The organism is Jannaschia aquimarina (assembly GCF_000877395.1).
GTDB classification, from domain to species: Bacteria; Pseudomonadota; Alphaproteobacteria; order Rhodobacterales; family Rhodobacteraceae; genus Jannaschia; species Jannaschia aquimarina.
In genome coordinates this window covers 85,971-110,626 of sequence record NZ_JYFE01000041.1, presented here as the reverse complement: position 1 = coordinate 110,626, position 24,656 = coordinate 85,971, and the positions used below count along the sequence as shown (strand labels likewise).

The 24,656-nt window shown below is 64.5% G+C and carries 25 protein-coding genes, 1 tRNA gene and 1 other RNA gene; 12 read left to right on the top strand and 15 right to left on the bottom strand.

What is annotated here, in order from left to right; translation table 11 throughout:
* Window positions 1–68 precede the first annotated feature (68 nt).
* From ccmI to jaqu_RS11100, 3 genes are read left to right on the top strand one after another with little or no spacing between them, the layout of a single operon-like run.
* Window positions 69–1,292, top strand: a complete 1,224-nt coding sequence (gene ccmI / locus jaqu_RS11110; RefSeq protein ID WP_043919040.1) for a c-type cytochrome biogenesis protein CcmI — start codon at window positions 69–71, stop codon at window positions 1,290–1,292.
* Window positions 1,289–1,762: a Holliday junction resolvase RuvX gene (ruvX, locus tag jaqu_RS11105; protein WP_043919039.1), complete on the top strand. Its 474-nt coding sequence runs from the start codon at window positions 1,289–1,291 to the stop codon at window positions 1,760–1,762. The genes ccmI and ruvX overlap by 4 nt, the downstream gene beginning before the upstream one ends.
* The gene (locus jaqu_RS11100; RefSeq protein WP_043919038.1) at window positions 1,759–1,995 is read left to right on the top strand and encodes a DUF1289 domain-containing protein; all 237 of its coding nucleotides are present in this window, start codon (window positions 1,759–1,761) and stop codon (window positions 1,993–1,995) included. Before ruvX ends, jaqu_RS11100 begins: the two co-directional genes overlap by 4 nt.
* On the opposite strand, the gene jaqu_RS11095 is transcribed toward jaqu_RS11100, so the two are convergent.
* On the bottom strand, window positions 1,989–2,423 hold the full coding sequence (locus jaqu_RS11095) for a CBS domain-containing protein (RefSeq protein ID WP_043919037.1): 435 nt from the start codon (window positions 2,421–2,423) through the stop codon (window positions 1,989–1,991). The two genes, jaqu_RS11100 and jaqu_RS11095, sit on opposite strands and share 7 nt — an antisense overlap.
* Before the next feature lie 102 nt (window positions 2,424–2,525).
* Between jaqu_RS11095 and jaqu_RS11090 the strand changes: the two genes are divergently transcribed.
* Together jaqu_RS11090 and jaqu_RS11085 are read left to right on the top strand one after the other, a co-directional pair.
* Window positions 2,526–3,656 (top strand): amidohydrolase, encoded by a 1,131-nt coding sequence (locus jaqu_RS11090; protein WP_043919036.1) that lies wholly within the window; start codon window positions 2,526–2,528, stop codon window positions 3,654–3,656.
* A gap of 51 nt (window positions 3,657–3,707) precedes the next feature.
* The gene (locus tag jaqu_RS11085) at window positions 3,708–5,207 is read left to right on the top strand and encodes a CoA-acylating methylmalonate-semialdehyde dehydrogenase (RefSeq protein WP_043919035.1); all 1,500 of its coding nucleotides are present in this window, start codon (window positions 3,708–3,710) and stop codon (window positions 5,205–5,207) included.
* 69 nt (window positions 5,208–5,276) lie between these two features.
* On the opposite strand, the gene jaqu_RS11080 is transcribed toward jaqu_RS11085, so the two are convergent.
* Window positions 5,277–5,933 carry a DUF805 domain-containing protein gene (locus tag jaqu_RS11080; RefSeq protein WP_043919034.1) on the bottom strand — a complete coding sequence of 219 codons (657 nt, stop codon included), beginning with the start codon at window positions 5,931–5,933 and terminating at the stop codon, window positions 5,277–5,279.
* Window positions 5,934–6,130: 197 nt separating this feature from the next.
* On the opposite strand from jaqu_RS11080, the gene jaqu_RS11075 reads away from it, so the two are divergent.
* Both jaqu_RS11075 and jaqu_RS11070 read left to right on the top strand, forming a co-directional pair.
* The gene (locus jaqu_RS11075; protein ID WP_043919033.1) at window positions 6,131–6,694 is read left to right on the top strand and encodes a L,D-transpeptidase; all 564 of its coding nucleotides are present in this window, start codon (window positions 6,131–6,133) and stop codon (window positions 6,692–6,694) included.
* A gap of 55 nt (window positions 6,695–6,749) precedes the next feature.
* Window positions 6,750–6,824, top strand: a tRNA-Val gene (locus jaqu_RS11070).
* 261 nt (window positions 6,825–7,085) lie between these two features.
* Here jaqu_RS11070 and jaqu_RS20685 read toward each other — a convergent pair.
* The 13 genes from jaqu_RS20685 to jaqu_RS11010 all read right to left on the bottom strand — a co-directional run bounded on the left by jaqu_RS20685 (window position 7,086) and on the right by jaqu_RS11010 (window position 18,851).
* Window positions 7,086–7,670 (bottom strand): DUF805 domain-containing protein, encoded by a 585-nt coding sequence (locus jaqu_RS20685; protein ID WP_052500925.1) that lies wholly within the window; start codon window positions 7,668–7,670, stop codon window positions 7,086–7,088.
* Window positions 7,671–7,756: 86 nt separating this feature from the next.
* The gene (locus jaqu_RS11060) at window positions 7,757–8,863 is read right to left on the bottom strand and encodes an NUDIX domain-containing protein (RefSeq protein ID WP_043919032.1); all 1,107 of its coding nucleotides are present in this window, start codon (window positions 8,861–8,863) and stop codon (window positions 7,757–7,759) included.
* A complete protein-coding gene (locus jaqu_RS11055) occupies window positions 8,860–9,321 on the bottom strand; it encodes a TrgA family protein (protein ID WP_161793865.1) in 462 nt (153 codons plus the stop codon). The genes jaqu_RS11060 and jaqu_RS11055 overlap by 4 nt, the downstream gene beginning before the upstream one ends.
* A gap of 67 nt (window positions 9,322–9,388) precedes the next feature.
* Entirely contained in the window at window positions 9,389–10,603 is a 1,215-nt protein-coding gene (locus jaqu_RS11050; RefSeq protein ID WP_043919030.1) for an SAM-dependent methyltransferase, read from the bottom strand.
* Between the two features lie 74 nt (window positions 10,604–10,677).
* Complete coding sequence (locus jaqu_RS11045; protein WP_043919029.1) at window positions 10,678–12,090, bottom strand: cryptochrome/photolyase family protein; 1,413 nt, start codon at window positions 12,088–12,090, stop codon at window positions 10,678–10,680.
* Window positions 12,091–12,166: 76 nt separating this feature from the next.
* A complete protein-coding gene (locus tag jaqu_RS11040; protein WP_043919028.1) occupies window positions 12,167–13,834 on the bottom strand; it encodes a BCCT family transporter in 1,668 nt (555 codons plus the stop codon).
* 64 nt (window positions 13,835–13,898) lie between these two features.
* Window positions 13,899–14,318 carry a universal stress protein gene (locus jaqu_RS11035; protein WP_043919027.1) on the bottom strand — a complete coding sequence of 140 codons (420 nt, stop codon included), beginning with the start codon at window positions 14,316–14,318 and terminating at the stop codon, window positions 13,899–13,901.
* A 175-nt stretch (window positions 14,319–14,493) separates the two neighbouring features.
* The gene (locus jaqu_RS11030; RefSeq protein WP_043919026.1) at window positions 14,494–15,474 is read right to left on the bottom strand and encodes an MDR family oxidoreductase; all 981 of its coding nucleotides are present in this window, start codon (window positions 15,472–15,474) and stop codon (window positions 14,494–14,496) included.
* 130 nt (window positions 15,475–15,604) lie between these two features.
* A complete protein-coding gene (locus jaqu_RS21655) occupies window positions 15,605–15,751 on the bottom strand; it encodes a hypothetical protein (protein WP_161793864.1) in 147 nt (48 codons plus the stop codon).
* Window positions 15,752–15,878: 127 nt separating this feature from the next.
* Window positions 15,879–16,958: a dimethylsulfoniopropionate demethylase gene (locus jaqu_RS11025; protein ID WP_043919025.1), complete on the bottom strand. Its 1,080-nt coding sequence runs from the start codon at window positions 16,956–16,958 to the stop codon at window positions 15,879–15,881.
* Complete coding sequence (locus jaqu_RS11020) at window positions 16,955–17,467, bottom strand: DinB family protein (protein ID WP_236687838.1); 513 nt, start codon at window positions 17,465–17,467, stop codon at window positions 16,955–16,957. The genes jaqu_RS11025 and jaqu_RS11020 overlap by 4 nt, the downstream gene beginning before the upstream one ends.
* Window positions 17,464–18,108, bottom strand: coding sequence for a DUF1326 domain-containing protein (locus jaqu_RS11015; protein WP_043919173.1), 645 nt, complete (start codon window positions 18,106–18,108; stop codon window positions 17,464–17,466). The genes jaqu_RS11020 and jaqu_RS11015 overlap by 4 nt, the downstream gene beginning before the upstream one ends.
* Window positions 18,109–18,143: 35 nt before the next feature.
* A complete protein-coding gene (locus jaqu_RS11010; protein ID WP_236687837.1) occupies window positions 18,144–18,851 on the bottom strand; it encodes a DUF2182 domain-containing protein in 708 nt (235 codons plus the stop codon).
* Window positions 18,852–18,963: 112 nt separating this feature from the next.
* Here jaqu_RS11010 and jaqu_RS11005 point away from each other — a divergent pair, with 112 nt between their 5' ends.
* The 5 genes from jaqu_RS11005 to jaqu_RS10990 all read left to right on the top strand — a co-directional run bounded on the left by jaqu_RS11005 (window position 18,964) and on the right by jaqu_RS10990 (window position 24,391).
* Window positions 18,964–19,335, top strand: coding sequence for a DUF4345 family protein (locus jaqu_RS11005; RefSeq protein ID WP_043919022.1), 372 nt, complete (start codon window positions 18,964–18,966; stop codon window positions 19,333–19,335).
* Window positions 19,328–19,677, top strand: a transfer-messenger RNA (tmRNA) gene (ssrA, locus tag jaqu_RS21090). Before jaqu_RS11005 ends, ssrA begins: the two co-directional genes overlap by 8 nt.
* Window positions 19,678–19,782: 105 nt before the next feature.
* Entirely contained in the window at window positions 19,783–20,277 is a 495-nt protein-coding gene (locus jaqu_RS11000) for an SspB family protein (protein WP_043919021.1), read from the top strand.
* A 383-nt stretch (window positions 20,278–20,660) separates the two neighbouring features.
* Window positions 20,661–21,815, top strand: coding sequence for a hypothetical protein (locus tag jaqu_RS10995; protein WP_141134325.1), 1,155 nt, complete (start codon window positions 20,661–20,663; stop codon window positions 21,813–21,815).
* 98 nt (window positions 21,816–21,913) lie between these two features.
* On the top strand, window positions 21,914–24,391 hold the full coding sequence (locus tag jaqu_RS10990; RefSeq protein ID WP_043919019.1) for a hypothetical protein: 2,478 nt from the start codon (window positions 21,914–21,916) through the stop codon (window positions 24,389–24,391).
* Window positions 24,392–24,656 lie beyond the last annotated feature (265 nt).

The window sequence follows — 24,656 nt, the reverse complement described above, 5'->3', positions numbered from 1 at the left end:
ATGTGCCGCGATGCCCAAACCGTCGCAAGGGGGTCGCGCTTGCGACGGATCGCCATTAGATCGGCGCCATGGATGGGGAATGGCTCTTCTGGCTCGTGGCCGCCGGCTTGACGCTGGGTGTGACACTGATCGTGGTCCGCGGCCTGACCGCGCGGGAGACGGGCGCGCCTGACGCGCCGGATGTCGATGTCTACAAGGATCAGCTTCGTGAACTCGACCGAGATGTTGCCCGCGGCACGTTGACGAACGCTGAGGCCGAGGCCGCCCGTGCGGAAGTGGCGCGCCGTTTGCTGGCAGCCGATCAGTCCGCACAGTCGATCCGGCCCGCGACACCGGGCCGCACCGCTCTGGGCGCGGTGATCGTCGCGCTGTGTGTCGCCGCGATCGGCGCTGTGACCTACGGCTGTATCGGCGCACCCGGCTATCCGGACATGCCGCTCGCCGGACGGGTCGCCACGATCGAAGCGGCGCGGGCCGAAAGGCCGGGCCAGGCCGTTGCCGAAGCGGAGGTTCCGAACGCGCCCCCGCCGGCGGACGCACCGGCCGAAACGGTCGCGATGGTCGAACAGCTGCGCGACGTCCTTCAAAATCGTCCCGACGACCTGCGCGGCTGGCAATTGGCCGCCAGTGTCGAGGCGGGCATGAACAATCTCGAAGCCGCCTGGCGCGCACAGGACAGGGTCATCGCGATCCTGGGCGACGCGGCGACGGCCGAGGGTTTCGCGATCCTCGCCGAATTGATGATCCAGGCCGCGGGCGGCTACGTGTCGCCCGAGGCGGAGCGCGCCTTGGCAGAGGCGCTTCGGCGGGACCCGACGAACGGGCTCGCGCGCTATTACACGGGGCTGATGTTCGCACAGGGCGGGCGGGCCGACCGGGCATGGCCGATCTGGCGGCGCCTCTATTCCGACTCGCCCGCCGACGCGCCGTGGCTTCCGACGATCGCCGCGCAGCTCGAACGGATCAGCCAGCTTGCCGGTGACCCGACCCCGCTCGAAGACATTCCCCGCGCGACCGGGCCGTCCCAGGATCAGATCGAAGCCGCCGGAGACATGACGCCGGAAGAGCGCATGGAAATGATCGGCAGCATGGTTCAGGGCCTGGCCGAGCGGCTTGCGTCCCAAGGCGGCCCGCCCGGAGACTGGGCGCGCCTGATCACGGCCTACGGCGTGCTCGGTCGCAGCGACGCGGCAGCGGCCGTCTATGCCGAAGCGCAGCTGGTGTTTCAGGACGCGCCTGCCGCGCTGGACACCTTGGCCCGCGCGGCGGAGCGAGCGGGCCTGGCCCCTTGATCCACGCCAGGATCGAGGATTTCGCGGCCGCCCTGCCCGAATTCGGTGCGGTGCTGGGACTGGACCTCGGCACGAAGACGATCGGCGTCGCGCTCTCGGACGGGCTGCGCAGCGTCGCGACACCCCAGAAGACGATCCGAAGAACCAAGTTCACCGCCGACGCCGCCGAGATAACGAAGGCGATTGCCTCGCGCGACGTGACCGGCCTCGTTCTCGGCCTTCCGCTGAACATGGATGGCAGCGACGGGCCCAGGGCTCAGTCGACGCGCGCATTCGCTCGCAACCTGTCGCACCAAGTTGAGGTGCCGATCACGTTCTGGGACGAGCGGCTTTCGACGGTGGCGGCTGAACGGGCGTTGCTGGAGGCGGACACCTCGCGAAAACGTCGCGCCGAAGTCATCGACTCTGTCGCGGCAAGCTATATCCTGCAAGGCGTGCTGGATCGGCTACGACATCTGGGGAACACATGAGCGACGAGACTTTCCGGGCGGACCGGATCGACAGCCCCTGCATCCGGATCTGCACGATACATCCGGATACGCGCCTCTGCGTCGGATGTCTGCGCAGCCTGGACGAGATTTCAGACTGGTCCCGCATGACGCCCGCCGCCCGACAGGCAGTGATGGAGACCCTGCCCGCGCGGGCGGATCGCCACAAGGTCCGCCGCGGCGGGCGGCTGGGTAAGCTGGCCCGTTCTCAGTAGCCGGCAATCATCGCCTGAAGCGCGTCCTTCTCCATGCTCACTTCGCTCAGGCGTGCCTTGACGACGTCGCCCAGCGAAATCAGGCCGATCAACATCCCGTCCTCTTCGACCGGCATGTGACGGAACCGCCCTTCGGTCATCCGCGCAAGAACGCTGCCCGCATCTTCGTTGGGCGCCGCGATCTGAAGATCGCGCGTCATCATGTCCGAAACCTTCTGCTTCAGTATGTCGGGACCGCCTCGCCCGAGTTCCCGTACGATGTCCCGTTCGGACAGGATCCCCTCGGCGCGCCGCCCGTCGGTCGAGACCACGAGCGCACCGATGCGCCGCGCGGCCAGTTCGGCGACCGCATCCGAGACTGTCACGTTCGGGTCGATCGTCAGGACGCCCGGCGTCGCTTTCGAGGCGAGGATCTGTGTGACGAACATGGATATTCTCCCTTTCCCGCGATCCGTTTCCCCAGCGTCCGCCTGACTCAGCGTCAAGTCAAGCATCGTGACAGCTGCCGGGGATTCCGGCAGTGACCCGACATGGATCGGCTGACCCCATCTGATATCGAGGACCTCACCGCTTTTCGCCGCGCGTTGCACGCCGCACCGGAAGTGTCCGGCCAGGAAGTCGAAACGGCAGCCTGCATCGCGGACGCGTTGCGATCGCTCGGTGCACGCGTTGTGACGGGTCTCGGCGGGCACGGCGTCGCTGGTGTCTTCGGCACGGGCGATGAGACCGTTATGCTTCGCTGCGAGCTCGATGCTCTTCCGATCCAAGAGAAGGGCGCGTCGTCCCATCGCAGCCGCACCGATGGGGTGGCCCATCTCTGTGGCCACGACGGTCACATGGCGACGATGATCGGCGTGGCGCGCCTGCTTGCCCGCCGGCCCCCGTCCGTGGGCCGCGTCGTGCTACTGTTTCAGCCCGCCGAAGAAATCGGGACCGGCGCGATCGCCGTCTGCGAGGACCCTGCATTTGCTGATCTCGCCCCGGATTGGGCATTTGCCCTGCACAATCTTCCCGAGATCCCGACCGGAGAGGCACATATCCCCGACGGCCCGTCCAGCGCCGCATCGGTCGGATTGTGCATCGAACTCGGGGGGACCGAAGCTCACGCGGCGGCGCCGGAGACAGGCCGCTCGCCGGCCGGAGAGATCGCTGCGCTGATGACAGCCCTGCCCGCCCTGTCGCGCGGCCGGTTTCCTTATCCCGATTTCCGGCTCGTCACGCTGACACATGTCGCCCTCGGGGAGCCTGCATTCGGCATCGCCCCCGGCCAGGGCCGGATCCATGTCACGGCGCGCACGGTGTCTGACGAACGCCTCCTCGAGCTGGAGCGCAATGTGGGGAACACCATCTCCTCCGGGACCGCGGACCTGGACGTGCGGATCACAGAGCACGACCGGTTTCTCGCCGGCGCCAACGATCCGTCGGCCGCGGCCCATCTGAGACGAGCGGCCGAAGCCGTCGGGCTCGTGGTGTCCCACGGCCTCCCGTTGCGGGCATCGGAAGATTTCGGGCGTTTCGGCCATGATTGCCCGGCGGCCATGCTGTTTCTCGGCTGCGGTCCGGGCCCGGCACTTCACAACCCGGACTACGACTTCGATGACGATCTGATCGCTCCGGGCGCCCATCTGTTGCTGGAAGCGGCGCGCGGGATCGTCGGCTGACCTTTCCCCCCGACGCGCGCTCGCCTAGACCTGCGCGAAAGGGAGGACCGCATGGATCAGATCGGACATTACATCGACGGCGCGCGGGTCGCCGGCACTTCGGGCCGGACGGCGGATGTCTTCAACCCGGCCACGGGGGAGGTCCAGGCAAAGGTCGCGCTGGCTTCGGCGGACGAGGTGGCGCGCGCGGTCGAGATCGCCGCCGAAGCCCAGCCGGAATGGGCGGCGACCAATCCGCAACGCCGCGCCCGCGTCCTGATGAAATTCGTCGACCTGCTGAACCGCGACATGGACAAGTTGGCCGAAGCGTTGAGCCGCGAGCATGGGAAGACGTTGCCCGACGCCGCTGGCGACGTCCAACGCGGGTTGGAAGTGGTCGAGTTCTGTATCGGTGCGCCTCACCACCTGAAGGGCGAGTTCACGGATAGTGCAGGCCCCGGGATCGACATGTATTCCATGCGCCAGCCCCTCGGGGTCAGCGCCGGCATCACCCCGTTCAACTTCCCCGCCATGATCCCGATGTGGATGTTCGCGCCTGCCATCGCCTGCGGCAACGCCTTCATCCTCAAGCCATCCGAGCGTGACCCCTCCGTCCCGATCATGCTGGCCGAACTGATGGAGGAGGCGGGCCTTCCCAAAGGCGTGCTTCAGGTCGTGAATGGCGACAAGGAGGCAGTCGATGCGATCCTCCAGGACGAGACCATTCAATCCGTCGGCTTCGTCGGCTCGACCCCCATCGCCGCCTATATCTACGCCGAGGGCTGCAAGGCGGGCAAACGGGTGCAGTGCTTTGGCGGCGCCAAGAACCACATGATCGTGATGCCCGACGCCGACATGGACCAGGCGGCCGATGCACTGGTCGGAGCGGGATACGGCGCAGCGGGCGAACGCTGCATGGCCATCTCGGTGGCGGTGCCGGTCGGCGATGAGACAGCCGACCGCCTGATCGAGAAGCTCGTCCCCCGGATCGAGGCACTGAAGGTCGGGCCCTATACGTCTGGGACCGACGTCGATTACGGGCCGGTCGTCACCCGAGCCGCGCAAGAAAACATCCACCGTCTGATCCAGACCGGCATCGACCAGGGCGCCGAACTCGTCGTCGATGGACGGGACTTCAAGCTACAAGGCTACGAGGGCGGGTTCTTCGTCGGTCCGCACCTGTTCGACCGGGTGACGCCGGAGATGGACATCTATCGGCAAGAGATCTTCGGCCCCGTCCTCTCGACCGTTCGGGCGGGTAGCTACGAAGAGGCGCTGAAACTGGCCATGGACCACGAATACGGCAACGGGACGGCGATCTTCACCCGTGACGGCGACGCCGCGCGCGACTTCGCCAAACGCGTCAATGTCGGGATGGTGGGCGTCAACGTTCCGATCCCCGTGCCGCTCGCTTACCACACCTTCGGTGGATGGAAGAAATCGGTCTTCGGCGATCTGAATCAGCACGGCCCCGACGCCTTCCGGTTCTACACGCGAACCAAGACCGTCACATCACGCTGGCCATCGGGCATAAAGGAAGGCGGCGAGTTCTCCATCCCCGTTATGGAATAGACGGCCGCCGCCGCTTGAGAAGAAAGCGACCGGTCCGCCCGGTCGCCTCGACCCCCGACCTGATGGGCCTCAGTGATGCAGTGCGCGCACCGGCCGCAGGTCGGCGGTCTCCGGCTCGGGAACGGGCTGAGGGGGCAGCGGCTCCGGCGGGAGGGCCGTCCCTTCCGGGGCTTCGCCGTGCTCGTTTTCCCATGGCTCCCCGGCGGAGGCGAGATAGACGGCCGTCATCGAGGTCAGCAGGAGAGCGGCGAACCCAAGACCCAGCGCGACGGGTTCGGCCCAGGCTGCGGCGGAGCCCGACACGTTCTCACCCGCAAAGACGAGCGAGATCGGACCCGCAAGCCAGACCGCGCTCCGGCCGGTATCCTGAACGCGACGGGCCGTCGCGGCCGCAAGAGCGAAGAGCCAATAAAAAACCAGGAGAACCACGCCGATCACGACGGTCTGGAACAACGTCCGGGACTGCTGGGCCAACGGTTCGATCATGGTCATCGCCGGCGAGCCGGCGGCAGCCAGTCGCCCTTCGGCCGCGATTGCCTCGAACGACGCCCCATCGCTCAGGGCTGTCGCCATCGCCGGAATGGCAGGCCATGTCAGCGCAAGACCGCCCGCTCCGAGAACAAGCAGACTCGTAAGCACGAAGCCCCAATACTCGCCGCGAGATGTGCGACCACCCCATGCAAACCCGTTGACCAGACCCTGTACCGTCGATGTGAGCGGATTCATCAGGTAATGCTCCCTTGGTTTGTGCCTTGATGCGGAAGACCGGTGGCCAAACCCGGGACAATTCGTGTCAACACAGTTGCAAATGGCGAAAAAGCGCCGACGCCTATGCAGCAACATTGCGAAGATGTGAACAATCCGGGTCTTCACTGCGCTTGGACCGCATCATAACTGGGACGGAAGACCAGAGGAGGCCTGCAATGAACGACCGGACCCGTCGCACACTCTTGCTTGGCGCAGCGGCCACGCTTGCCGCGCCGATGGTTGCGCGCGCCCAGGGGTTCCGTTCAGGCGAGATCACGCGCCGGAACATCTCGAGCTTTGAGATGGTCGATTGGCGGGACCACTTCGACAGCCTCGGCAGGGCCACGATCCTTGTCGATATCACCTCGCGCGCGCTCCATTACTGGGACGCGACCGGGACGGACTATCGCCTCTATCCTACCTCCGTCCCGATGACCGAGGAACTGACCCGCAGAGGCTACACGGAGATCGTGCGCAAGAAGGTCGGGCCGACCTGGACGCCGACCGCCGCGATGCGCGAACGTGACCCGTCCTTGCCCGAATTCATGCCGGCTGGGCCGGGTAACCCCCTTGGCACCCACGCGATGTATCTCAGCTGGCCCGCCTATCTGATCCATGGGACACACGACACGCGCAAGATCGGTCGGCAGTCGTCCTCGGGCTGCATCGGCCTGTACAACGAGAAGATCGCGGAACTGTACGAGATCTGCCCGATCGGGACCCAAGTCCGCCTGTTCTAGATAAACGCCGGGGCTTGCGGGCTCGCGGCCCCCGCGCTATCCGGCGCGCCAGGTCGGGTGATTAGCTCAGTGGTAGAGCGCTTCGTTCACATCGAAGATGTCGGGGGTTCAAATCCCTCATCACCCACCACCTTCCTCTCGATATCTGAGCAGCGGCTACGGCAGTTCCGAATCTCGATGATTGCCGTCCGGTAGGTGGCGTGATCCTTCTGCCCCGAGGAGCAGAGCGGAAGGGATCCTCCACCAGTCGCTCGCGTCGCCGCTTACCCATCCGAGGCAACTCAAAGCGGCAAGACCAAGAGCCGATCCTGCATCGCGCCGGTCTCTTGCATGGTCGAACACTTCCGGCGGCGACAAAGACATGTTGCCGCCATCGGCCCGACATCGGGGCTCAGCTGGGCATGCGGCTCTGACGGAGGGCGCGGAGGTCGGCGGCGCGCGCGCGGCGCATCTCCTCACGCTGCGTTTCGGCAGCCGCCATGATCGCGACGCCCTCTCCCCAATCGAAATCGTCGTCGAGATCCAATTGACCGCGACGCGAGCGGACCGCCACCTTCGGCGCCACCCTCTTGGCCGTCGCCGGACCGCTTCCGTATTCGTTACGGCCCTGATCGCTCGGCTTGGCCATCAACAGGATGTACCAGATGAAGCCGATGAATGGCACGAGCATGATCCAGTACCACCATCCGCTATGGTCCGTGTCGTGGAGACGCCGGACACTGACCGAGATCTGAACGGCGCAGACGTAGAGATAGACCACCGACGCTGCGACCCAGAGGTTGCGGTTCGACAGGATGGCCGGTGCCTCGCCCCCGTTCAGAATGCCCTGGATCGCAAACACGAAGCCTGCGACGAAGATAACGAAGAAGCTGATCGTTTGCCCGAGAATGCAGTACCAGAATTCCGACCTCGAGGCGCGTCCCTCGAAGGTAAGCGGGTTCTTCAGGCAGTGGAGATTGGCTTCGAAGAATCCCATATCCGCGGCTCCGTCGGTTCGACCAAGGTCTGAGTCGCGCCCAATTCGGGCAAGAGCGCGGCCGGGAGTGGAAAATCACCGGGCGGTCAGGTCAGACCCGCACGGTTGAGAGCAAGCCATTGGGCGGACAGGATGAGCGGTGCGTTCGCGGCTTCTCCCGTCGAGATCATGTCGATCAGCCGGTCGAGCGGCAGAAGATGGCTGCGAATATCCTCTGCCTCGTCGTCCAGCCCTCCCAGTCCCTCGGTGCCGTCGGACAGGTCGCACAGGCCGATGTAGGAATGAAGGATTTGCGCCAGGCCGCCCGGGCTTGGGTAGTAGCGGGCAACGAAACGGAGTTCGCGCAGCGTAATCCCGGCTTCTTCCCGCGCCTCGCGCAAAACGGTCTCCTCCGGACCCTCGCCCGGGTCGATCAGCCCGGCGACAGGTTCCAGCATCCACGGCAAGGGGTCGCCAAGCGCGACCGCGCCAGCCCGGACCTGTTCCACCACCAGAACCCTCTCGCGGACCGGATCGTAGGGCAGCACCGTCGCCGCCTGGGTCACCACGCTGACCGCACGGGTGACGGGCTCGCTTATCGTTCCGTCGAACCGACGAAATGCGAACCGACGTTCCTCCACGGCGTGGAACCCTTCATAGGGACGAACGACGTCGATGCTTTCGACATCAGACGAGGTGAGGTCACCTCCGATCGTCGCTGGCCGCCGATATGCGGCCGCCATGACACGGGAATGAGCCCGGGCACGTGCATACCGATATCGCGGCGCGGCCGCTTCCGGCGTCGATCTTCCATGCAGGCGCAAGATCTCTTCGGCGGCCAGGCGCGTCATTTCCCCATGCGACGCCACCCAGGATGCCAGATCCCACGAGGTCTCGGACCCGCCGCGTGCCCCGGAATCGTAGACCCAGCAATCGGTTTCGCGCGCCCCCACGCTTACGGTGACTTCCCGCCGCGCGTAGCCGAACAAAGCCTCATACCAGTCCATCCGGTCCATCGCAGTCGGGTCGGTCAGTTCGAAAATCTCACCTTCAGCGACGGAGCCCCCGTCGCGTAGCAGGACAGGCCAGTCTCCGTCGGGCGCACGAACGATCCGATGCCCCATGAGCCGGCCGGCGGACAGGTCGCAGGATCGGCCGCATACCGTTTCAAGAAGCGGCACCCATCGCAGCGTGCCGAAAAGGAAGACTTTCAACGCCAGACGCGGCCGGTCACACCTGCCATCAGCCCGGCGACGGCGCCCCCGCCGAGAAGGACTCCGATGATGATCGGGTTGGCGACCAGGATGAAGTCTTCCTTGATGAAGCCGATCATCGCGGTCGCCGCCTTGCCCGGCTGGTCGTAGGCCAGTTTCATCGATTCCGAAATCATCTGGTAGAACCCGTGCAGGAATACCGCCAGGACGAGGATCGCGAGCGAGGTCGCCATTCCCATCGTCAGCGAATTGACGATCTTGTCGCCCCGCCCGCGCACGCCCGTCGCGGCCCGACCCAGCATCCGCCAGCCGAAGAACAGCCCGATCACGGCGCAGATCTCCCGGAACCGGCCCACGGACGAGCCCTCCGGCAGCGCGTAGCGGACCACGGCTTCAGCCGTGAACCAGGCAACAGCGGCCATAAGTATTGCGGCAACGAGCTTGGCGGGCGTTGGCATGGACGATCCCTCGTCAAAGCGGTCGATTCCGCCCCGGATATCCACAGAATACGGCACATCCATGGCGTCAGGCCGGCTTGCGCACGACCAGTTGCACCACGTCGCAATTGCCGTATTCGAACGCCCCCGCACAGGAAAGCAGGTAGGTATCCCACATGCGCTTGAAGCGCTCGTCAAAGCCGAGCGCGGCCACCTCCTCCCAGCGTTCGTTGAAGGTCTCGTACCAGCGTCGCAGCGTGAGGGAGTAGTCCTTGGCAAGGCTCAGACTGTCGCCTTCCTCGAGTCCCGCGCGCCCGATCTCTTCCGTCAGACGGAACGGCGCAGGCAGGAACCCACCGGGAAAAATGTACTTCTGTATGAAGTCGATCGAGCGATTGTAGACCTCCCAGCGGCGGTCGGGCACGGTGATAATCTGCAGGCTGGCCTTGGCACCTGGCTTCAAACGGTCCCGCAGGGTCTCGAAATAGGCGGGCCAGTATTTTTGCCCCACCGCCTCGAACATCTCGATGGACGCGATCCCGTCATAACTGCCTCGTTCGTCGCGGTAGTCCCGCAGCTTCAGATCGACACGGTCGGCGATCCCTGCGCGCTCCATCCGATCATTGGCGAAACGCAACTGCTCCGGGCTCAGCGTCAAGCCCGTGACCCGCAGACCGCGCTCGCGCGCCGCATATTCGGCGAAACCACCCCAGCCGCAGCCGATCTCGAGCACGTGATCGCCCGGCTGGACGCCCATGCGGTCGACGATGCTGGCGTATTTCGCGGTTTGGGCGGCTTCGAGGCTGCGCTGGGGGTCGTCGTCGTACTTGGCAGCCGAATAGGTCATCGTCCCGTCCAGCCAGAGCGAGTAGAAGGAATTGCCGAGGTCGTAATGGGCCTGGATGTTCTTCTTCGCCTGCCCGCGCGTGTTCCGCTTGAGCCAGAACCGCAGCTTTTCGTAGGCGCGGACCAGACCGATCCCGGGCATCTGCTGGATCAGAACATCCCCTTCCTTGTTGACCCAATCATAGAGCGCCATGAGGTCGGGGCTTTCCCACTGCCCATCCATGTAGCTGTCCGTAAAACCCAGATCGCCGTCCCGGACGAAGCGCGCGAACAGGTCCATGTCATGCACCACAACTTCGGCCACGGGTCCCGGTTCGGCGCCCTCGTGCCGGAACGTGCGGCCATCCGGCAAGGTCACGTCCAGACGGCCCGACCGGGCGTTCGTCGCCAAGTTCCAGACCTGCGCGAAGTAGCGGGGCAGGTCGCCCTGCCCTTCTGTGGTCGTATTTAGATCCATTCGAGGCCCCCCGTTGGCCATTCCCGCCTACAACCTTGGCGGTCTCTTTCCTGTTGGTAAAGCCGTGCGCGGTGTTATTCTGCCGCGTCACGTCCCTTGTAAGCTTCGAGCGCACGCTCGCGGCCTTCTTTCAGACCGACGATGGGCTCCTTGGGGTACTCCTGATCGGGCGATTGTTCCCAACTCTCGGGTATCGCGTCGAACCAGGCCATGGCGTCGTCGCCCTTCCCCCCGAGCTCGGCGACCCAGCGGCGGCGGTACTGGCCCTTAGGGTCAAACTTCTCGGCCTGCGTGGCAGGATTGAAGACACGAAAGAACGGGGAAGCATCCGGTCCGGACCCGGCGGCCCATTGCCAACCCATCGCGTTCGACGCCGGATCCCAATCGATCAGCACATCCGCGAACCAGTCGCAGCCCCCCCGCCAATGCGTCATCAGGTGCTTGGTCAGATAGCTTGCGACCAGCATCCGTGCCCGATTGTGCATCGTACCAGTGACATAGATCTCGCGCATCGCGGCGTCGACGACCTCGACACCCGTGCGGGCGCGGCGCCAGGTCTCGGCATCGTCGTTGTCGTTTCGCCATGGAAACGAGTCCCATTCCTCGCGCCAGTTCGCATGGGTCAGGCGCGGGGTGTGAAAGGCGAGATGGTGGGCGAAGTCGCGCCAGACGAGTTCCTGAAGGAATGTCTCGGCCCCCGGCTTCCCGTCCTCCTTGGCACGCTGGGCGGCATGCCAGCATGTCCGCGCACTGATCTCGCCAAGGGTCAGGTTCTGAGAGAGCTTCGATGTCCCGTCCTCGGCCAGCATGTCCCGGGCGTCATTGTAGTCGGCGATCTTGCTGCCGACGAAGGCGCCGAGTCGGCCCCGTGCCGCCGCCTCTCCGACACTGGCATGACGGGCGACGATTTCGGCACCGCGGCGCATGTCGGCTGCAAGCGCCCAATCCTCGAGCTTGTCCGAGGCAGGCCAATCGCTCGGGGCCGTGAGATCGGGCATGGCCAGCGTATCAGGCACGTCGCGGTCCCGGACGGCCTTCCAGAACGGAGTATAGACCTTGTAGTAGCTTCCGGAGCCTGTCTCGACGGTCCAGGGCTCGAACAGGACGTGTCCGTGAAAGCTCTCTGCCGTGATGCCCTGCTCCTTTAGGTTGGACTTCACGCCTTCATCCCGCTCCCGCTCGTCGGCGGTGTAGAGCCGGTTCCAGACGACCGTGTCCGCGCCGGTCTCTTCGATCAGGGCGCGCAACTCCTCGAGGGCCTCTCCCCGCCGCAGGATCAAACGCGATCCGGCGTCTTGCAGTGCTTCACCGAAGACTCGTAACCCCTCGCCAAGGCGCCAACGTGGCGCGGCGCCCCAGCTTTCGACCACTTCGTCCAGTAGGAAGACCGGGATCACCGGGCGTCCCTGCTCCGCCGCCCAGTGCAGCGCGGGATTGTCGGAAAGCCGCAGGTCGCGGCGGTGCCACATCAGGATCGGTTTGGTCATGACGCCGGACCTAGGGCGACCGCCCGAAAGGAAAACGGGGACCCGAAGGCCCCCGTCGTCGCGCGTGGCGCGCAGGTCACTCCGCCGCGACGGCGTCCTTCGTGACCTTGCGCTCCTCGGACAGGCCCATCGCGATCGCGACGCACATGACCAGAAGGACGACCGTGAACGGAAGCCCGGTCGAGATCACCATGCTCTGCAGGGACTGCAATCCCCCCGCACTGAGCAGCAGAACGATGGCGACCGCTCCTTCGAAGATGCACCAGAAGACGCGCTGCGGCACCGGCGCGTCGATCTTGCCCCCGGCCGTGATCGTGTCGATCACCAGCGAGCCGGAGTCGGACGACGTCACGAAGAACACGACCACCAGGATGATCCCGATAAGCGAGGTGATCCCCGCCAGCGGAAGCTCGTCGAGCATCTTGAAGAGCTTCAGTTCGAGCGGCGCGTCCTGCGCGGCGGTGTAGCCATCGGCGAGGACCTGATTGATCGCCGTGCCGCCGAAGACGGTCATCCAGAGGACGCAGACCAGCGATGGGATCAGCAAGACGCAGACGACGAACTCGCGCACGGTCCGGCCCCGGCTGACGCGGGCGATGAACATGCCGACGAAGGGCGACCAGCTGATCCACCAGGCCCAGTAGAACGACGTCCAGCCCTGGCTGAAGTTCACATCCTCCCGGGCGATCGGGTTCGAGAGGGCGGGAAGGTACGTCAGGTAGGCGACGAGGCTGTCCCAGAACAGCGTGAGCAGATACAGGGTCGGCCCTACCAAAAGCACGAAGAGCAGCAGCAGGAAGGCAAGGCCCATATTGATCTCGGAGAGGACCTTCACGCCGCCGTCGAGACCGCGAAGAACTGATACCAGCGCGACCGCCGTGATGACCGAGATCAGCACCACCTCGGTCGTCGAGCCAAGCGGCACGCCGAAGAGCTCGTTCAGCCCGGCATTCGCCTGCGTCGCGCCGAAGCCCAGCGAGGTCGCCAGCCCGAACAGCGTCGCGAAGACGGCCAGAGTGTCGATCACGTGGCCCGGCCAGCCCCAGACCCGTTCACCGAGGATGGGGTAGAAGGCCGAGCGGATCGTCAGCGGCAGACCCTTGTTGTAGGTGAAGAGCGCCAGAGCCAGCGCAACAACGGCGTAGATCGCCCAGGGGTGCAGGCCCCAATGGAAGATCGTGGCCGCCATGCCCATCCGCACCGCCTCGGCCTGATTGTCGGCCGCACCGGCGAGCGGTGACCAGTCGGTGCGCAACCCGGCCTCGTCCGTCGCCGGACCGCCGAATGCCGTCGAGTAGTGACTCAGCGGTTCGGAGACGCCGTAGAACATCAGGCCGATGCCCATACCGGCCGCGAAGAGCATCGCGAACCAGGCAGGATATCCGTAGTCCGGAGCGGCCTCGGCGCCGCCCAAACGCACGTTACCCCAAGGCGTTACGATCAGGAGCAGGCAGAACAGCACGAAAACGTTCGCGGAACCCAGAAAAAACCAGTCGAAGGTCTTGGTCACCACGCCGAACAGGTAGGAAAACAACGCACCCGAATGTTCCGGCAAAGCGAGCGTGTAGAACACGAAGGCCACGACCGTGATCCCGGAAACCAGGAAGACCGGGTTGTGGACGTCGAAGCCAAAGGGTCCGACGGATCCCTCGATGTTGTTCTGGCCGATCTCGTAATCGGTTTCGATATTGGCCGAGATGCCTTCGGGCTCGGGTATTCCCTGCGGAGTTGTCGTGTCGGTCATCCCTGTCATCCCTTATGGTTCGTCCAGTGCTGCCCCGATCCCCCGTGGGCCGCTGGACAGGTCATCAATTGTCGCGGACGACGAAGACAGATGCCTTCGAGTGAGCCGCGACCTTGCCGCCATTTGACGGCCAGAAGTAATCGGCGAAGCCGGGCGCATGGGACGCCATCACGACCAGATCCGCGTCGAGGTCGGTCACCGCCTTCAGGAGCGCATCGTCGACATCCACGCTCGGGTCGTGACTTACGATCACATGCGCATCCGTCGGGATGCCATGTGCCGACCCCTGTTCGCTCGCGAAGGCTTCCAGCTTCGCCTTGAACTCCTCGGGGCTGTGCGCAACCGCGCCCGGCTGCGGCGATGTCACCGAGACGTAGGTGATAGCCGCCCCCTCTGATTTGGCCAGTGCGGCAGCCGCCGCCAATGCCTTTTCCAGCTTCCCGACATGGCCGAGATCCACCGGGGTCATGATCCGCTTGAACATGCCTCTCTGCCCCTCCGTTCCGTTGCGCTTCCGCAGCCCGGTACGCGAGATGCCCACCGGGCAGAGCCTCACCCTGCCCGATGCAAGACCATCATTAAACCGTCACACGGCCAAAAAGCGCCAAATTCTCGCACATTTGCGACATCAATCCACGTCGCGGAGCGGGAACGAAGACTTATCCGGCGATATCCACGACCACGCGGCCTTTCACCTGACCCTGAAGAATCGCCGCGCCGAGCTCGGGCAGGTCGTCGAGCGTTGCCGGCTGGATCATGGCTTCCAGCTTATCCATCGGCAGGATCTCGGCCAGCCGGGTCCAGGCGCGCAGGCGGTTCTCGTAGGGCTGCATGACGCTGTCGATCCCCAGCAGGTTCACCCCGCGCAGAAGGAATGGGATCACAGTTGCGGGCAGCCCCGGCCCCCCGGCTAGGCCGACGGCGGCGACGGACGCACCATAGCGCATCTGCCCCAGGATACGGGCCAGCATCGCCCCGCCGACCGCATCGACACACCCGCCCCATTCCTCTGTCTCGAGGGGCCGCTTGACGGTTTCGGCCAGGTCTGCACGCGGGACGATACGTGAGGCGCCAAGTCCGCGCAGATATTCCTCCTGCTCGGGTCGGCCGGTCACGGCGGCCACCTCGTGACCCAGCGCCGCCAAGAGAGCGACGGCCACGCTGCCGACGCCCCCGGCCGCGCCGGTGACCAGAATGGGATCGGCCTTCAGGCCCTGATCCTCAAGCGCCTGGATGGCGAGCATCGCGGTGAACCCCGCCGTGCCGACGGCCATGGCCTGTCGTGTGGTCAGGCCGTCGGGCAGAGGCACGAGCCAATCGGCCCGGACGCGCGCTTTCTCGGCATATCCGCCCCATTGCACCTCGCCGACGCGCCACCCCGTCAGGACGACCTTGTCGCCGGGCTTGTAGCGTTCGTCGTCGGAGGTCTCGACCGTTCCGGCGAAGTCGATCCCCGGCACGTGCGGGTAGTTCCGGACCAGGCCGCCGCCCGACCCGATGCACAATCCGTCCTTGTAGTTGAGCGTGGAATACTCGACCGCGACGGTCACGTCGCCCTCGGGCAGATCGGCCTCGGCGACCTCGGTGACAGAGGCGGAGGTTTTCCCGTCCTCGCCCTTCTCGACCAGCAATGCGCGCATGACGTCCTCCCCGGAATGCGTATCCCCCTGCCTGCCGCAGCCGGACGTCATTCACAAGCCGGGGCGAGACACCGGTTCGGGATTTCCGAGGTCTGGCCGAAGGCAGTCGCCGGCGCAGCCGGATCGGAGGTTACAGTCCGAGGGTCCCCGCGCCGTAGGTTTCGACCTCGCGCGACGCGACCGCCTTCGCCTCGACGGTGCGGCGCGTCGAACGCGGCGCGAGGCACAGACCCGCACTTGCCGCCGCCGCCACGAAGATGATGGTTCCCGTCACCATGTCCTGTCTCCCGTTCTGGGCCCGTCCCCCCGGGGCTCGGACTGAGCGTTGCCGCCGAACCGGGCAATGGAAGGGCGGAACGGCGACGCGACAGTGGAGCCGGTGGCAACAGCGGGGCGCAGCCCGCTCAGCGCCAGAAGCGTTCCCGCAGACGGCCGGTCTTGGAGCCGTCCTGGGTCACGATCTCGACCCCCTGCCCGGCGTCCCAGCGTCGATCCACCATGCCGATGGCCACGCCGCAGCCATAGTCGAGCGAATAGGCCGCCGAGGTGATCACGCCGATCCGGGTGCCATCCGCAAGGATGGGCCAGCGGCGGTCGCAGATCGGAAGCGGGCCGTCCATCTCGACAGCCATGATCCTTCGGTCCGAGACATGATCGCGCAATGCGTCGCCCCCGATGCAGTCATAGCGCTGAACGAACTTGTCCAGACCCAGCTCGAACGGGGTATCCAGATCCGTCATGTCGTTGCCGTAGCTCAGCATCCCGCCCTCGATCCGCTCGATCAGGTTGGGGCATCCGGCACGCACGTCGAGATCGGACCCCGCCTCCATGAGCGCATCCCAAAGCGGCATCGCATCGGCCTCTCGCTCGACATAGATCTCGAATCCGCCCTGTTTCGAGTAGCCCGTCCGGCTGATAAGCATCGGGCGGCCCCGAAAGGGGAAGCGGCCATGTCGAAAGAACCGCAACGCCCGGATTTCTTCGCCGAAGACGCGCGCCGCAAGGTCGTCGGATAGCGGCCCCTGGATCGCGAGCGGTTGAACATCTGCCTCGAAGACCTGAACACCGTATCCGCCCGCTTCGGCCATCCCCTCGATCCACAGACGCAGCTCGCCATCGGCCAGGCTGACCCACCACGTATCGGGGCGCGGCTTCAGCGCCACCGGGTCGTTCAACATGCCGCCGTCGTGGTTGCAGATCGGGACGTAGGCGCACTGGTCCGCATCGAGCTGCATCAGGTCGCGAGGCGTCAGCCGCTGCATGAGCGTATCGGCATCGGGCCCGGTGATCTCCACCTGGCGCTCGCAGGCCACGTCCCAGACCTGCACGGCGCGCTTGAGATGGGCGCAATCGACCGCCGCCCCTTCGAAGGCGGCCGGCAGCATCATCCGGTTGTAGACGGTATAAGCCGTGCAACCGGCCGCATCGACCGCATCGGTCCACCATGTCCGCCGGACACGATTGGACCGCGCGAGCGTGGTCACGCATCCTCCGGCATGAAGGCGACATCGCTGGCACCCGTCTCGATGCCCAGCGCGGTGAGCATCGCATGGACCTGACCGCGATGGTGGGTCTGATGGTTGAAGAAATGGGTGAAGAGCAAGCCCTTCGGCTTTGAGACCTGCCGCCCGAGCATGGGCGAGTGCCATGTCAGATCGCCCGCGCAGTCCGTGAGGTCCTGCGCCCAAGCCACGATGTCGGCATCCACACCGGGCCTGCGCGCGGCCCAGTCTTCGATATCGGCCGCCCAATCGACCGAGCCCGCAATCCCGCCGCCATCCCGCGCGGCCCCGACAAAACGCGACAGCCAGATCTCGTCCGCCCAGAGGAGATGCGAGACGGTCTTGCGGATCGAGCCGAAAAACGCCCCTCGATCCCGCTCGGCCTCGCCCGGGGGCAGCGAGAGGATCGCGGGCATCAGCCAGCGGTTCTGCCACGCATTGTAGCGCGCCATAAGCCTCACCCAGTCGGGGCCGATCAGCGGGTTATTCACCGCGGCACCTCGGGACCGGACCAGTCGATCTGGCAGATCTCTGCGGACCGGCCATCGAAATCCCAGACCCGGCCGAAGGCGCGGACACGGCCCTTGGTCGCGGTGGCGACGGTGATATCGGGGCCCATCCAGTATTCGGTGTTGACGGCCACCACCTCCTCGCCCTTCCGCTTGCCCTGGATCGGGACGACCTCGCCCTGGATCTTCTTGCCGACGGTCAGGCGACGCTTGTTGCCTTCGGTCTCGAAACTGACCGGGGCGCGTTCGGCGCCGATGAACTCGCTCACGAGCAGCTTGAAGAGGCCCGTGGTGCCCTTGGCCCGCCCGGAAAAGATCTCGATCAATCCGTGATAGGCGTTGTGATCCGCCCTCTCGTCGATGAAGGCGGCCGCTTTCCAGTTGCCCCGCGCCATCTGGCCAGGGATCTCCAGCAGAAGGCCGACGTTCAGACCCGAGAGATCGCTGTCGCCATAGTGCCCCTTGTCGATGCGGATCCCGGACCACGCCTGGCAGACGCCTTCGGTCGGCGCGTGCTTTCCCAGCGAGATGACGCAGGGGCAGAAGACGGTGCAGTTGCAGTTGAGGATCAGTTCGCCCTTGATCGCCCAGGGCGTCAGCGCGCCCTGCGGTGCGGGACTCATCCGGGACGAGACGACGGGCGCCGCAATGCGTTCGTTCATGTCAAACCTCCGATTAGATAGCCCGCCCCAGTGAGGCAGGCGCAGGCGATGAGGGTCGAGACGATCCGCCCGGACCCCAGTTTTTCCAACGTCATCAGCAGCGTCGCCAGCGCCATGAACCCCAGCGACATCAGCCCGCCGATCAGGCCCAGCGCCATGAGCGCCCAGCAGCATCCCAGGCAGACCGCGCCCAGTCGCATTCCCATGCGCCACTGCCCTTCGTCCCAGTGCCCCATGAAGAAGGTCAGCGGCTGACGGCATCGCGTGAGGCAGGCCTCCTTGAGCGGGGTCCATTGATAGGCCGCCGCAGCCACCAGCAGGCCTGCGGCCGCCGCATGCGGCAGGGACGCGGGCATCAGGATCGTCTGACACAACGTTGCCAGACCGGCGAAGCCCACCCAGACGACCGCGTAACCGGCAACCAGCCTGCCGCCCCCGTCCACACCCTGAGCATCTGCGATTTCGTCAAATGTCGCGAAGGCCGGCAAGGCGGTGGGCAGCATCATCGCCGCCGACATCAGGAGCCACATGGCGAGCGTCGACAACCAACCCGTCCCCGACACCGGCGTCCGGCAGAGATCGAGCACGACTTCCCACAGCGTTCCCGACGGCGCCGCCTGCACCCAGAGCAAGGTCCAAGCCGCGACGATCGTCCCGTAGAGAGCGATCCAGTGCGGGGCCGCCATACGCGAAAGTCGCCTCAATCCGATCCTCCCTCGACCGGACCCAGCGTTGGCAGACGAACGGCACCGACGCAATGACCGGAACCCCGCGGCCAAGCCGCGCATTCCTCCAACGCAATTACCGGAGCGCCCCATGGACCTCGCAAGCATACTGAACGTCCTCCTCGCCCTCGCCACGATCGGCTTCGGAGCCGCCGGCTGGCTGGCGCCCCGCTGGACGATGGAGAAGGTCTCCCTCTCGGATACGGGCAGCACGATGGGCCTGTCCGAAGTCCGTGCAGCGTCCGGCGCGCTCTTCGTGGTCGCGGGGCTTGGAGCGTTGCTGATGGGATCTCCGACCGCCTACGCGATGCTCGGCTTCATCTGGCTCGGCGGTGCCGTGGGCCGTGCGACGTCACTGCTGCTGGACGGGACGACGACGCGAAAATGGGGCTTCTTCGCCACCGAGATCGGCGTGGGCCTCATTCTCGTGACGGTGAACCTGTTCCTCGTTCCGATGGCTTGATCCGAACCCCGCTGCCGCCTACATTCAAACAGTCTCTCAAGGGACTATGGCGATAAACGCGCCCGTAATAAGCGGATCGGACCCGGGGGCGGTACCCGGCGGCTCCACCAAATTCCTTCGTTGGGGGATCAGGGGGCCGAAACAGGATCGACGGACGTCTAAAGGGGTTAGCTTTCGCCCGGTGAGATACCACCGTTATCGGTTCAAGCTTTATAGTTGCCAACGACAACAAAGCTCCGGTTGCGCTGGCTGCGTAAGCAGTCCGCAAGACCAAAACCTAAGTCCTTGCGCCTAGCCGCGTAAGGCGGGGTTCGCAGGCACCTGGCAACAGAAGCCTGCACTTCTTCCTACTTCTTTGGTCACGGATTGTGACAGGGCCTGCAATACGCCCTTGTTCCGCAAGGTCACCTCTGTTCTACCGATCGTATCGGACGGGAGAGGGCATCCATGGCCGAAGAAGGTGAGATCGACTACGGCGACTTGATGCATGACGCGATGCGGAGCCTGATCGCACGGGTTCTGAGGCGTGTCTCGCGCGACGGCCTTCCCGGCGAGCATCACTTCTTCATCACGTTCGATACCACCCATCCCGACGTGGCGATCGCCGACTGGCTGCGCGAGCGGTATCCCGAAGAGATGACCATCGTATTGCAGCATTGGTTCGAGGCGCTCGACGTGCGCGAGGACGGCTTTTCGGTCACGCTCAACTTCGGCGACGCGCCCGAGCCGCTGAGCATTCCCTGGGGTGCGCTCAAGACGTTCGTCGATCCTTCTGTGGAGTTCGGTCTGCGCTTTGAAACCCGCGAGGACGCCAAGCTGGAAGACTTCCCCGATCCGGAGCCCGATCCTGAGGAAGCCGAGGAAGCCCCCTTCACCGTCGCGGAGGAGCCGCCCCGCGGGGACGCCGAGATCGTCCGTCTCGACCAGTTCAGAAAGACCTGAGGCAGCGCATCGGCCCGGTCACGGCAGTCGCGGCGAGCCGTGCGAACGGCGATCTCGCGTCTTCCGGTTGATGCCGCTTGCGTTGCGTGGTCGCCACGGCCGGTTCTCTTACCTAGCCCGTCTTGTCGGTGGCTTTGGTTGCGCCCGCCTCCCGGCGAAGCTCGAACAGGATCCGCCCGTGATCGTTAGCGCACTCGCCGCCGCTGCGATCTCTTGGGGCGACTTTCCATGATCTGATCGCAGGTAGTCGACGGCGATACAGCCTTCATCGATCCGCTTGGCAGGTCCGCATCACCCATTTGAATGATCTCGGTTTGCCTCGGCTTGCCTATCAGGTTTGCATGGGAGTTGTCCGTCTCATTCGCCATGGCATAGCTGCCCTGATGCTGTTGCTTGCGCTGGCAGGGGCTGCGTCCGCGCAGTCGGATAAGCCTGAATACGAGATCATAGATGTCCGCATCCTGACATACCTCCCCGAACGTGGTTGGATATCCGGTGAATTCACATCCGGTTTCATCAGGGCGAACAAAAAGGACTGGCAGGTCAGTCTCGGGCGCGGTTGGGTCGGTATCGAAGGCCAGCGCTTCGTGCAGAGCGCGATGACCCTTCAGGACATCACCGTCTTGATGGGCATCCCCAACAGGGAACACGATCCGGAAGCATTTCCTTTCGTGCCCGAATTGGCCGGGCCTTACATCGGCGAGGCCATCTTCGAGGATGGCGATCCGTTCGGCCGTCGTTGGTATCTGGAAGGCGCGGATACGACTGCGGGAAGTTTCATTCTGCCTGTCGGTACCAATCTCATGCGTTTCGACGCGTATCAACTGGAGGGCGCGCCCAAGCAGCAAGGCGCGGCATGGTGGATCCGGCTCATTTTCTACGAAAGCAAGGAAGGCATCATCGAACTCGAACCATCGCCTCCGTCGGAAAGCGAAGGCTTTGATTTCGACAATCCCGAGGACATCGCACGTGGAGAAACGACGCCCGAAGAGGACGCGGAATACCTGAAAGAACTCGAAGCGGCCGAGGCGGCTGCAGAAGCCGAGGGTTTCGACTTCGACGACCCCGAAGACATCGCACGAAGGAAAACCGATGCCGTCGAGTGGCAGCGTGACATGTCAGATGACCAGAAAGCCGAGGCGCAAGAGCTTTACGATGGGCTCATCTCATGCGCCGAGATCGGGAGCGGCTGTCCCGACGGGTATGAGGCCGACATCTTGAAGGCAGGATTGGAAACCGACCCGGACGGCTTTTCGGATACCATCCGCGGCCTCGCCGAAGACGTTGTCCTGGGCGTGGAGACGACCGAGGAGGGTTGGCCGAAGTCCATCCCGAAGCATGAAGCGGAAGAGGCGCAAGCTGACTATGAACGGGTGCAGGGTTGCGTGGAGGGCCGGACATCCTGTCCGGACTACCTCGACGCGGAAACTGTGCGCCTGTTCTTCGAGCTTGCCGACCCGAACGCTGCCGACGCAACCAACCGCGACATCATCGTCGACCACGTAAGCCGTCGCTACGAGCCGGACTCAGAAGAGTGAGAGAACCAGTTGCCATGATTACCCTTCGAAGCATCACGCAACTCGCGAGCGCAAGCACGCGCCGGACCTTGGCTGCTACGGCTTGTGCGGCGCTTACGATGACCGGCGCCGCATCGGCGCAGGATGCCGATGCGGGCGTCGCGCATGGCTACAAGGTGCAAGGGCAAACCGGGGCGTCGGTCGTTCTTGCGAGAACCCACCCCGGCGGCGCGCGGCCTGGCGCCTTCAGGCTGGTCGCGCCGGACGTGACCGGCTGTATGGACGTGTTTCCGGACAGTGGCGTCTGGGCCGATCTCTGCGTCGCTGCGAACCAGCGCGAGGGCAATCGCTTCCGGATCCCGTTCGTCGCCAGCCCGCAGAAGGGCGATCTCATTCAGGCCGTAACGGTTGAGCCGGATGCGGTCGGCTTTCCCTTCGAACTGACCATGATGCTCAACAGCGACGATGATGTCCTGTCTGTGTCGGCGAGTGAGGTCGGAGAGGCCTTCTCTCCTACGGCGTTCACGGACTCGAAAGCTCGTTTCGAGGCGATCCGCACGATGGGGGCAGACGAAACCGAGGTGACCGCTGTTTTGCAGGCTGGCGGATTTGCGGTGCGTCTCGATCTTGGCAGCGTGCAGGCCAACGGCCATCGCCGGGCGTCAATGAGCTTCTACTACAACTACGAGCCGGGCAGAGACTGCCTCGCCAATTTGCGCCAGACCGGCAATAGAAGCGGCTGGGCGCGTCTGTGTGAAAAAGCCGACGAAGACGGCCTACAGGAACTGACCGGTATCCTTGAACCTCTCGGCGGCGGTGCAGCTCATACCGGTGTGATCACCACGGGAGACGGGTTCGATTTCCGGATCGTGATCTCGCAGGCCAGGCAGAACTTCGCACGGGTGGGTCTGCGGCTTCTGGAGGAGTCGGCGTTCACGACCGCGAACGCGCCCGAAAACGTCATCCTCGATGGCATTACGCCGCAACCACTACCCGCGCCCGCGCCACCATCGCCGGCCGATATTTCCGATGCCGTGATCGGGTACCGCTTAGGTGCGTTCACCGTGGCTGAGGTGAGCCTCTCCCCCGTTTCTGGGGGACAACGCTGGGAAGCCAAATTCAAGCTTGACGCGAAGGTTGACGAATACGGCTACGAAAGTGCTGCGAGTGATTGTCCCCGCACATTATCGCTGGTGGACTACGCATGGGGCCGCCAGTGCGAGAAGGCGACGAAGGACGGCCTGGCTTTTGAAATGAGCGGAACGCTGGAGCCTGTTTCATGGCGCACGGACGCCTTCTCCGGGTTGGTCTCCAGCCCTGACGGCGGATGGACGTATCACATGCTGGTCGTCAATCCGACACAACGCGCCTTCGAAGTGGCTTTGACTGATAAGTTCGACGCCGGCTTCACCGAGAGCTACCAGTTGATCGAATTCGACACCATGGCGCGTCCATTGGGTTCGGGGGAGCCTGTCGGATTGGCGGCATTGGTCGGAAACTGGCGGGTGCCGCAAGAGGATCTTGCCGATATCGGTTTTGATCTCGAGATGTCGCTTGAGCAGGTCGGCGGCACCATGCGCGGCAAGGCAATCGCCTGGTTTCGCGCCGAAACCGATCAGATCAGCGGCTTCTGCCCTTCAACGAGTGCCATGCTTCGGATCTGCGAAAAGATCCAGAAAGGCGGCCCGTTGGAGATTGATCTCAATCTTGATGAACGGGCTCGCAATGCAAGTAATGGTTGGCGGGGTGTTGCCACGCCGATCGACTTCGATGCCGGACCATATGAAGTAGACTTCTTCGAAGGCAGCTCGATCCCGGATTGGGGGGATCAAGAGTCGGACGCGCACTATCTGCGATTTCGGACACCCGGTATGCCCCCTGGAAGCGAAGCGGTCGCTTGGCTGAAGGTCGAGAGGATCGAGCGCGCGACCGTGACCCTGGACGAATTAACGGCTCGCGGGACGTATGACCGCCCGCCCGTTGTACCTCCAGTTTCCACAGCATCCCCCCTTACTGGTACGACCTGCGAAACACTTGCGGACATGATGGCCGCGATATCCAGGACCACACGTTATCCGGAGGCTGTGACCGCCCTTTCGAACTCGGGATTCTGGGCCGGATTGCCTCAAGACGATCCCGACGAGTGCGCACGCGCCGCGCGGGTGCTGGCCGATCGCGGGCTCGTCAACCTCGATCAATGGACCGACAATGGCGAAGGGGCCGAGTCACTTCCCCCACCAGTCGGATCTGGCTGGCCAACCCCGGGTACAAGCCTGTATTCCAAAGTCATCGGCGCCCGGAATACGCGGGTTGAGCTGACCAGGGCTTCCGATGGCCGCCCGGTTGTCCGCATCCCGCGCTTTGAAAACTGCATGTCCAGCGGCCAACCCGTTTGCGAAGCGATGAAGAGCAATCCGGGCGATCTTACGGTGTTCAATCTGGCATCGAGTGACGGCAATACAATCGGGATGTTCAATCTCGGCGGCGGGCTCTATCTCGCACGTATCGCCGATCAGGAGAACGGGGATAGGATGGCGTACATATCCGTTATCGAGATGGAGAGCACGTTTGGCTTGGGTGCCCTGACCGCCCAGTAACCGAAAATCTGTTTCACGACACTTTGGAGCTTCGGTGATCAGGCCATCGTGCGTGAGGCCGTGTCGCTGGTCTTCTCGGCACCGTTCGAAAACCACGATCGTTCGAATGCGAAAGGGAGGGGCAAAGTCGGCACCCTCAGCCGATCTGCTTCCATAACTCGCGATCCAGCCTTGCAGGTTACCAGGAATATGGGCCACGCCCACGACAAGACCGATCCGGTTTCCGCGCAGATGGCGCCGCCTCTCGGGCTCGCATCCTTATGGT

Excerpts from the sequence above, each read along its gene's own strand:
- ccmI (WP_043919040.1), top strand. The coding sequence starts at position 69 with ATGGATGGGGAATGGCTCTTCTGGCTCGTGGCCGCCGGCTTGACGCTG.
- jaqu_RS11100 (WP_043919038.1), top strand. The coding sequence starts at position 1,759 with ATGAGCGACGAGACTTTCCGGGCGGACCGGATCGACAGCCCCTGCATC.
- jaqu_RS11095 (WP_043919037.1), bottom strand. The coding sequence starts at position 2,423 with ATGTTCGTCACACAGATCCTCGCCTCGAAAGCGACGCCGGGCGTCCTG.
- jaqu_RS11090 (WP_043919036.1), top strand. The coding sequence starts at position 2,526 with ATGGATCGGCTGACCCCATCTGATATCGAGGACCTCACCGCTTTTCGC.
- jaqu_RS11085 (WP_043919035.1), top strand. The coding sequence starts at position 3,708 with ATGGATCAGATCGGACATTACATCGACGGCGCGCGGGTCGCCGGCACT.
- jaqu_RS11080 (WP_043919034.1), bottom strand. The coding sequence starts at position 5,933 with ATGAATCCGCTCACATCGACGGTACAGGGTCTGGTCAACGGGTTTGCA.
- jaqu_RS11075 (WP_043919033.1), top strand. The coding sequence starts at position 6,131 with ATGAACGACCGGACCCGTCGCACACTCTTGCTTGGCGCAGCGGCCACG.
- jaqu_RS20685 (WP_052500925.1), bottom strand. The coding sequence starts at position 7,670 with ATGGGATTCTTCGAAGCCAATCTCCACTGCCTGAAGAACCCGCTTACC.
- jaqu_RS11055 (WP_161793865.1), bottom strand. The coding sequence starts at position 9,321 with ATGCCAACGCCCGCCAAGCTCGTTGCCGCAATACTTATGGCCGCTGTT.
- jaqu_RS11050 (WP_043919030.1), bottom strand. The coding sequence starts at position 10,603 with ATGGATCTAAATACGACCACAGAAGGGCAGGGCGACCTGCCCCGCTAC.
- jaqu_RS11045 (WP_043919029.1), bottom strand. The coding sequence starts at position 12,090 with ATGACCAAACCGATCCTGATGTGGCACCGCCGCGACCTGCGGCTTTCC.
- jaqu_RS11040 (WP_043919028.1), bottom strand. The coding sequence starts at position 13,834 with ATGACCGACACGACAACTCCGCAGGGAATACCCGAGCCCGAAGGCATC.
- jaqu_RS11035 (WP_043919027.1), bottom strand. The coding sequence starts at position 14,318 with ATGTTCAAGCGGATCATGACCCCGGTGGATCTCGGCCATGTCGGGAAG.
- jaqu_RS11030 (WP_043919026.1), bottom strand. The coding sequence starts at position 15,474 with ATGCGCGCATTGCTGGTCGAGAAGGGCGAGGACGGGAAAACCTCCGCC.
- jaqu_RS21655 (WP_161793864.1), bottom strand. The coding sequence starts at position 15,751 with ATGGTGACGGGAACCATCATCTTCGTGGCGGCGGCGGCAAGTGCGGGT.
- jaqu_RS11015 (WP_043919173.1), bottom strand. The coding sequence starts at position 18,108 with ATGAGTCCCGCACCGCAGGGCGCGCTGACGCCCTGGGCGATCAAGGGC.
- jaqu_RS11005 (WP_043919022.1), top strand. The coding sequence starts at position 18,964 with ATGGACCTCGCAAGCATACTGAACGTCCTCCTCGCCCTCGCCACGATC.
- jaqu_RS11000 (WP_043919021.1), top strand. The coding sequence starts at position 19,783 with ATGGCCGAAGAAGGTGAGATCGACTACGGCGACTTGATGCATGACGCG.
- jaqu_RS10995 (WP_141134325.1), top strand. The coding sequence starts at position 20,661 with ATGCTGTTGCTTGCGCTGGCAGGGGCTGCGTCCGCGCAGTCGGATAAG.
- jaqu_RS10990 (WP_043919019.1), top strand. The coding sequence starts at position 21,914 with ATGACCGGCGCCGCATCGGCGCAGGATGCCGATGCGGGCGTCGCGCAT.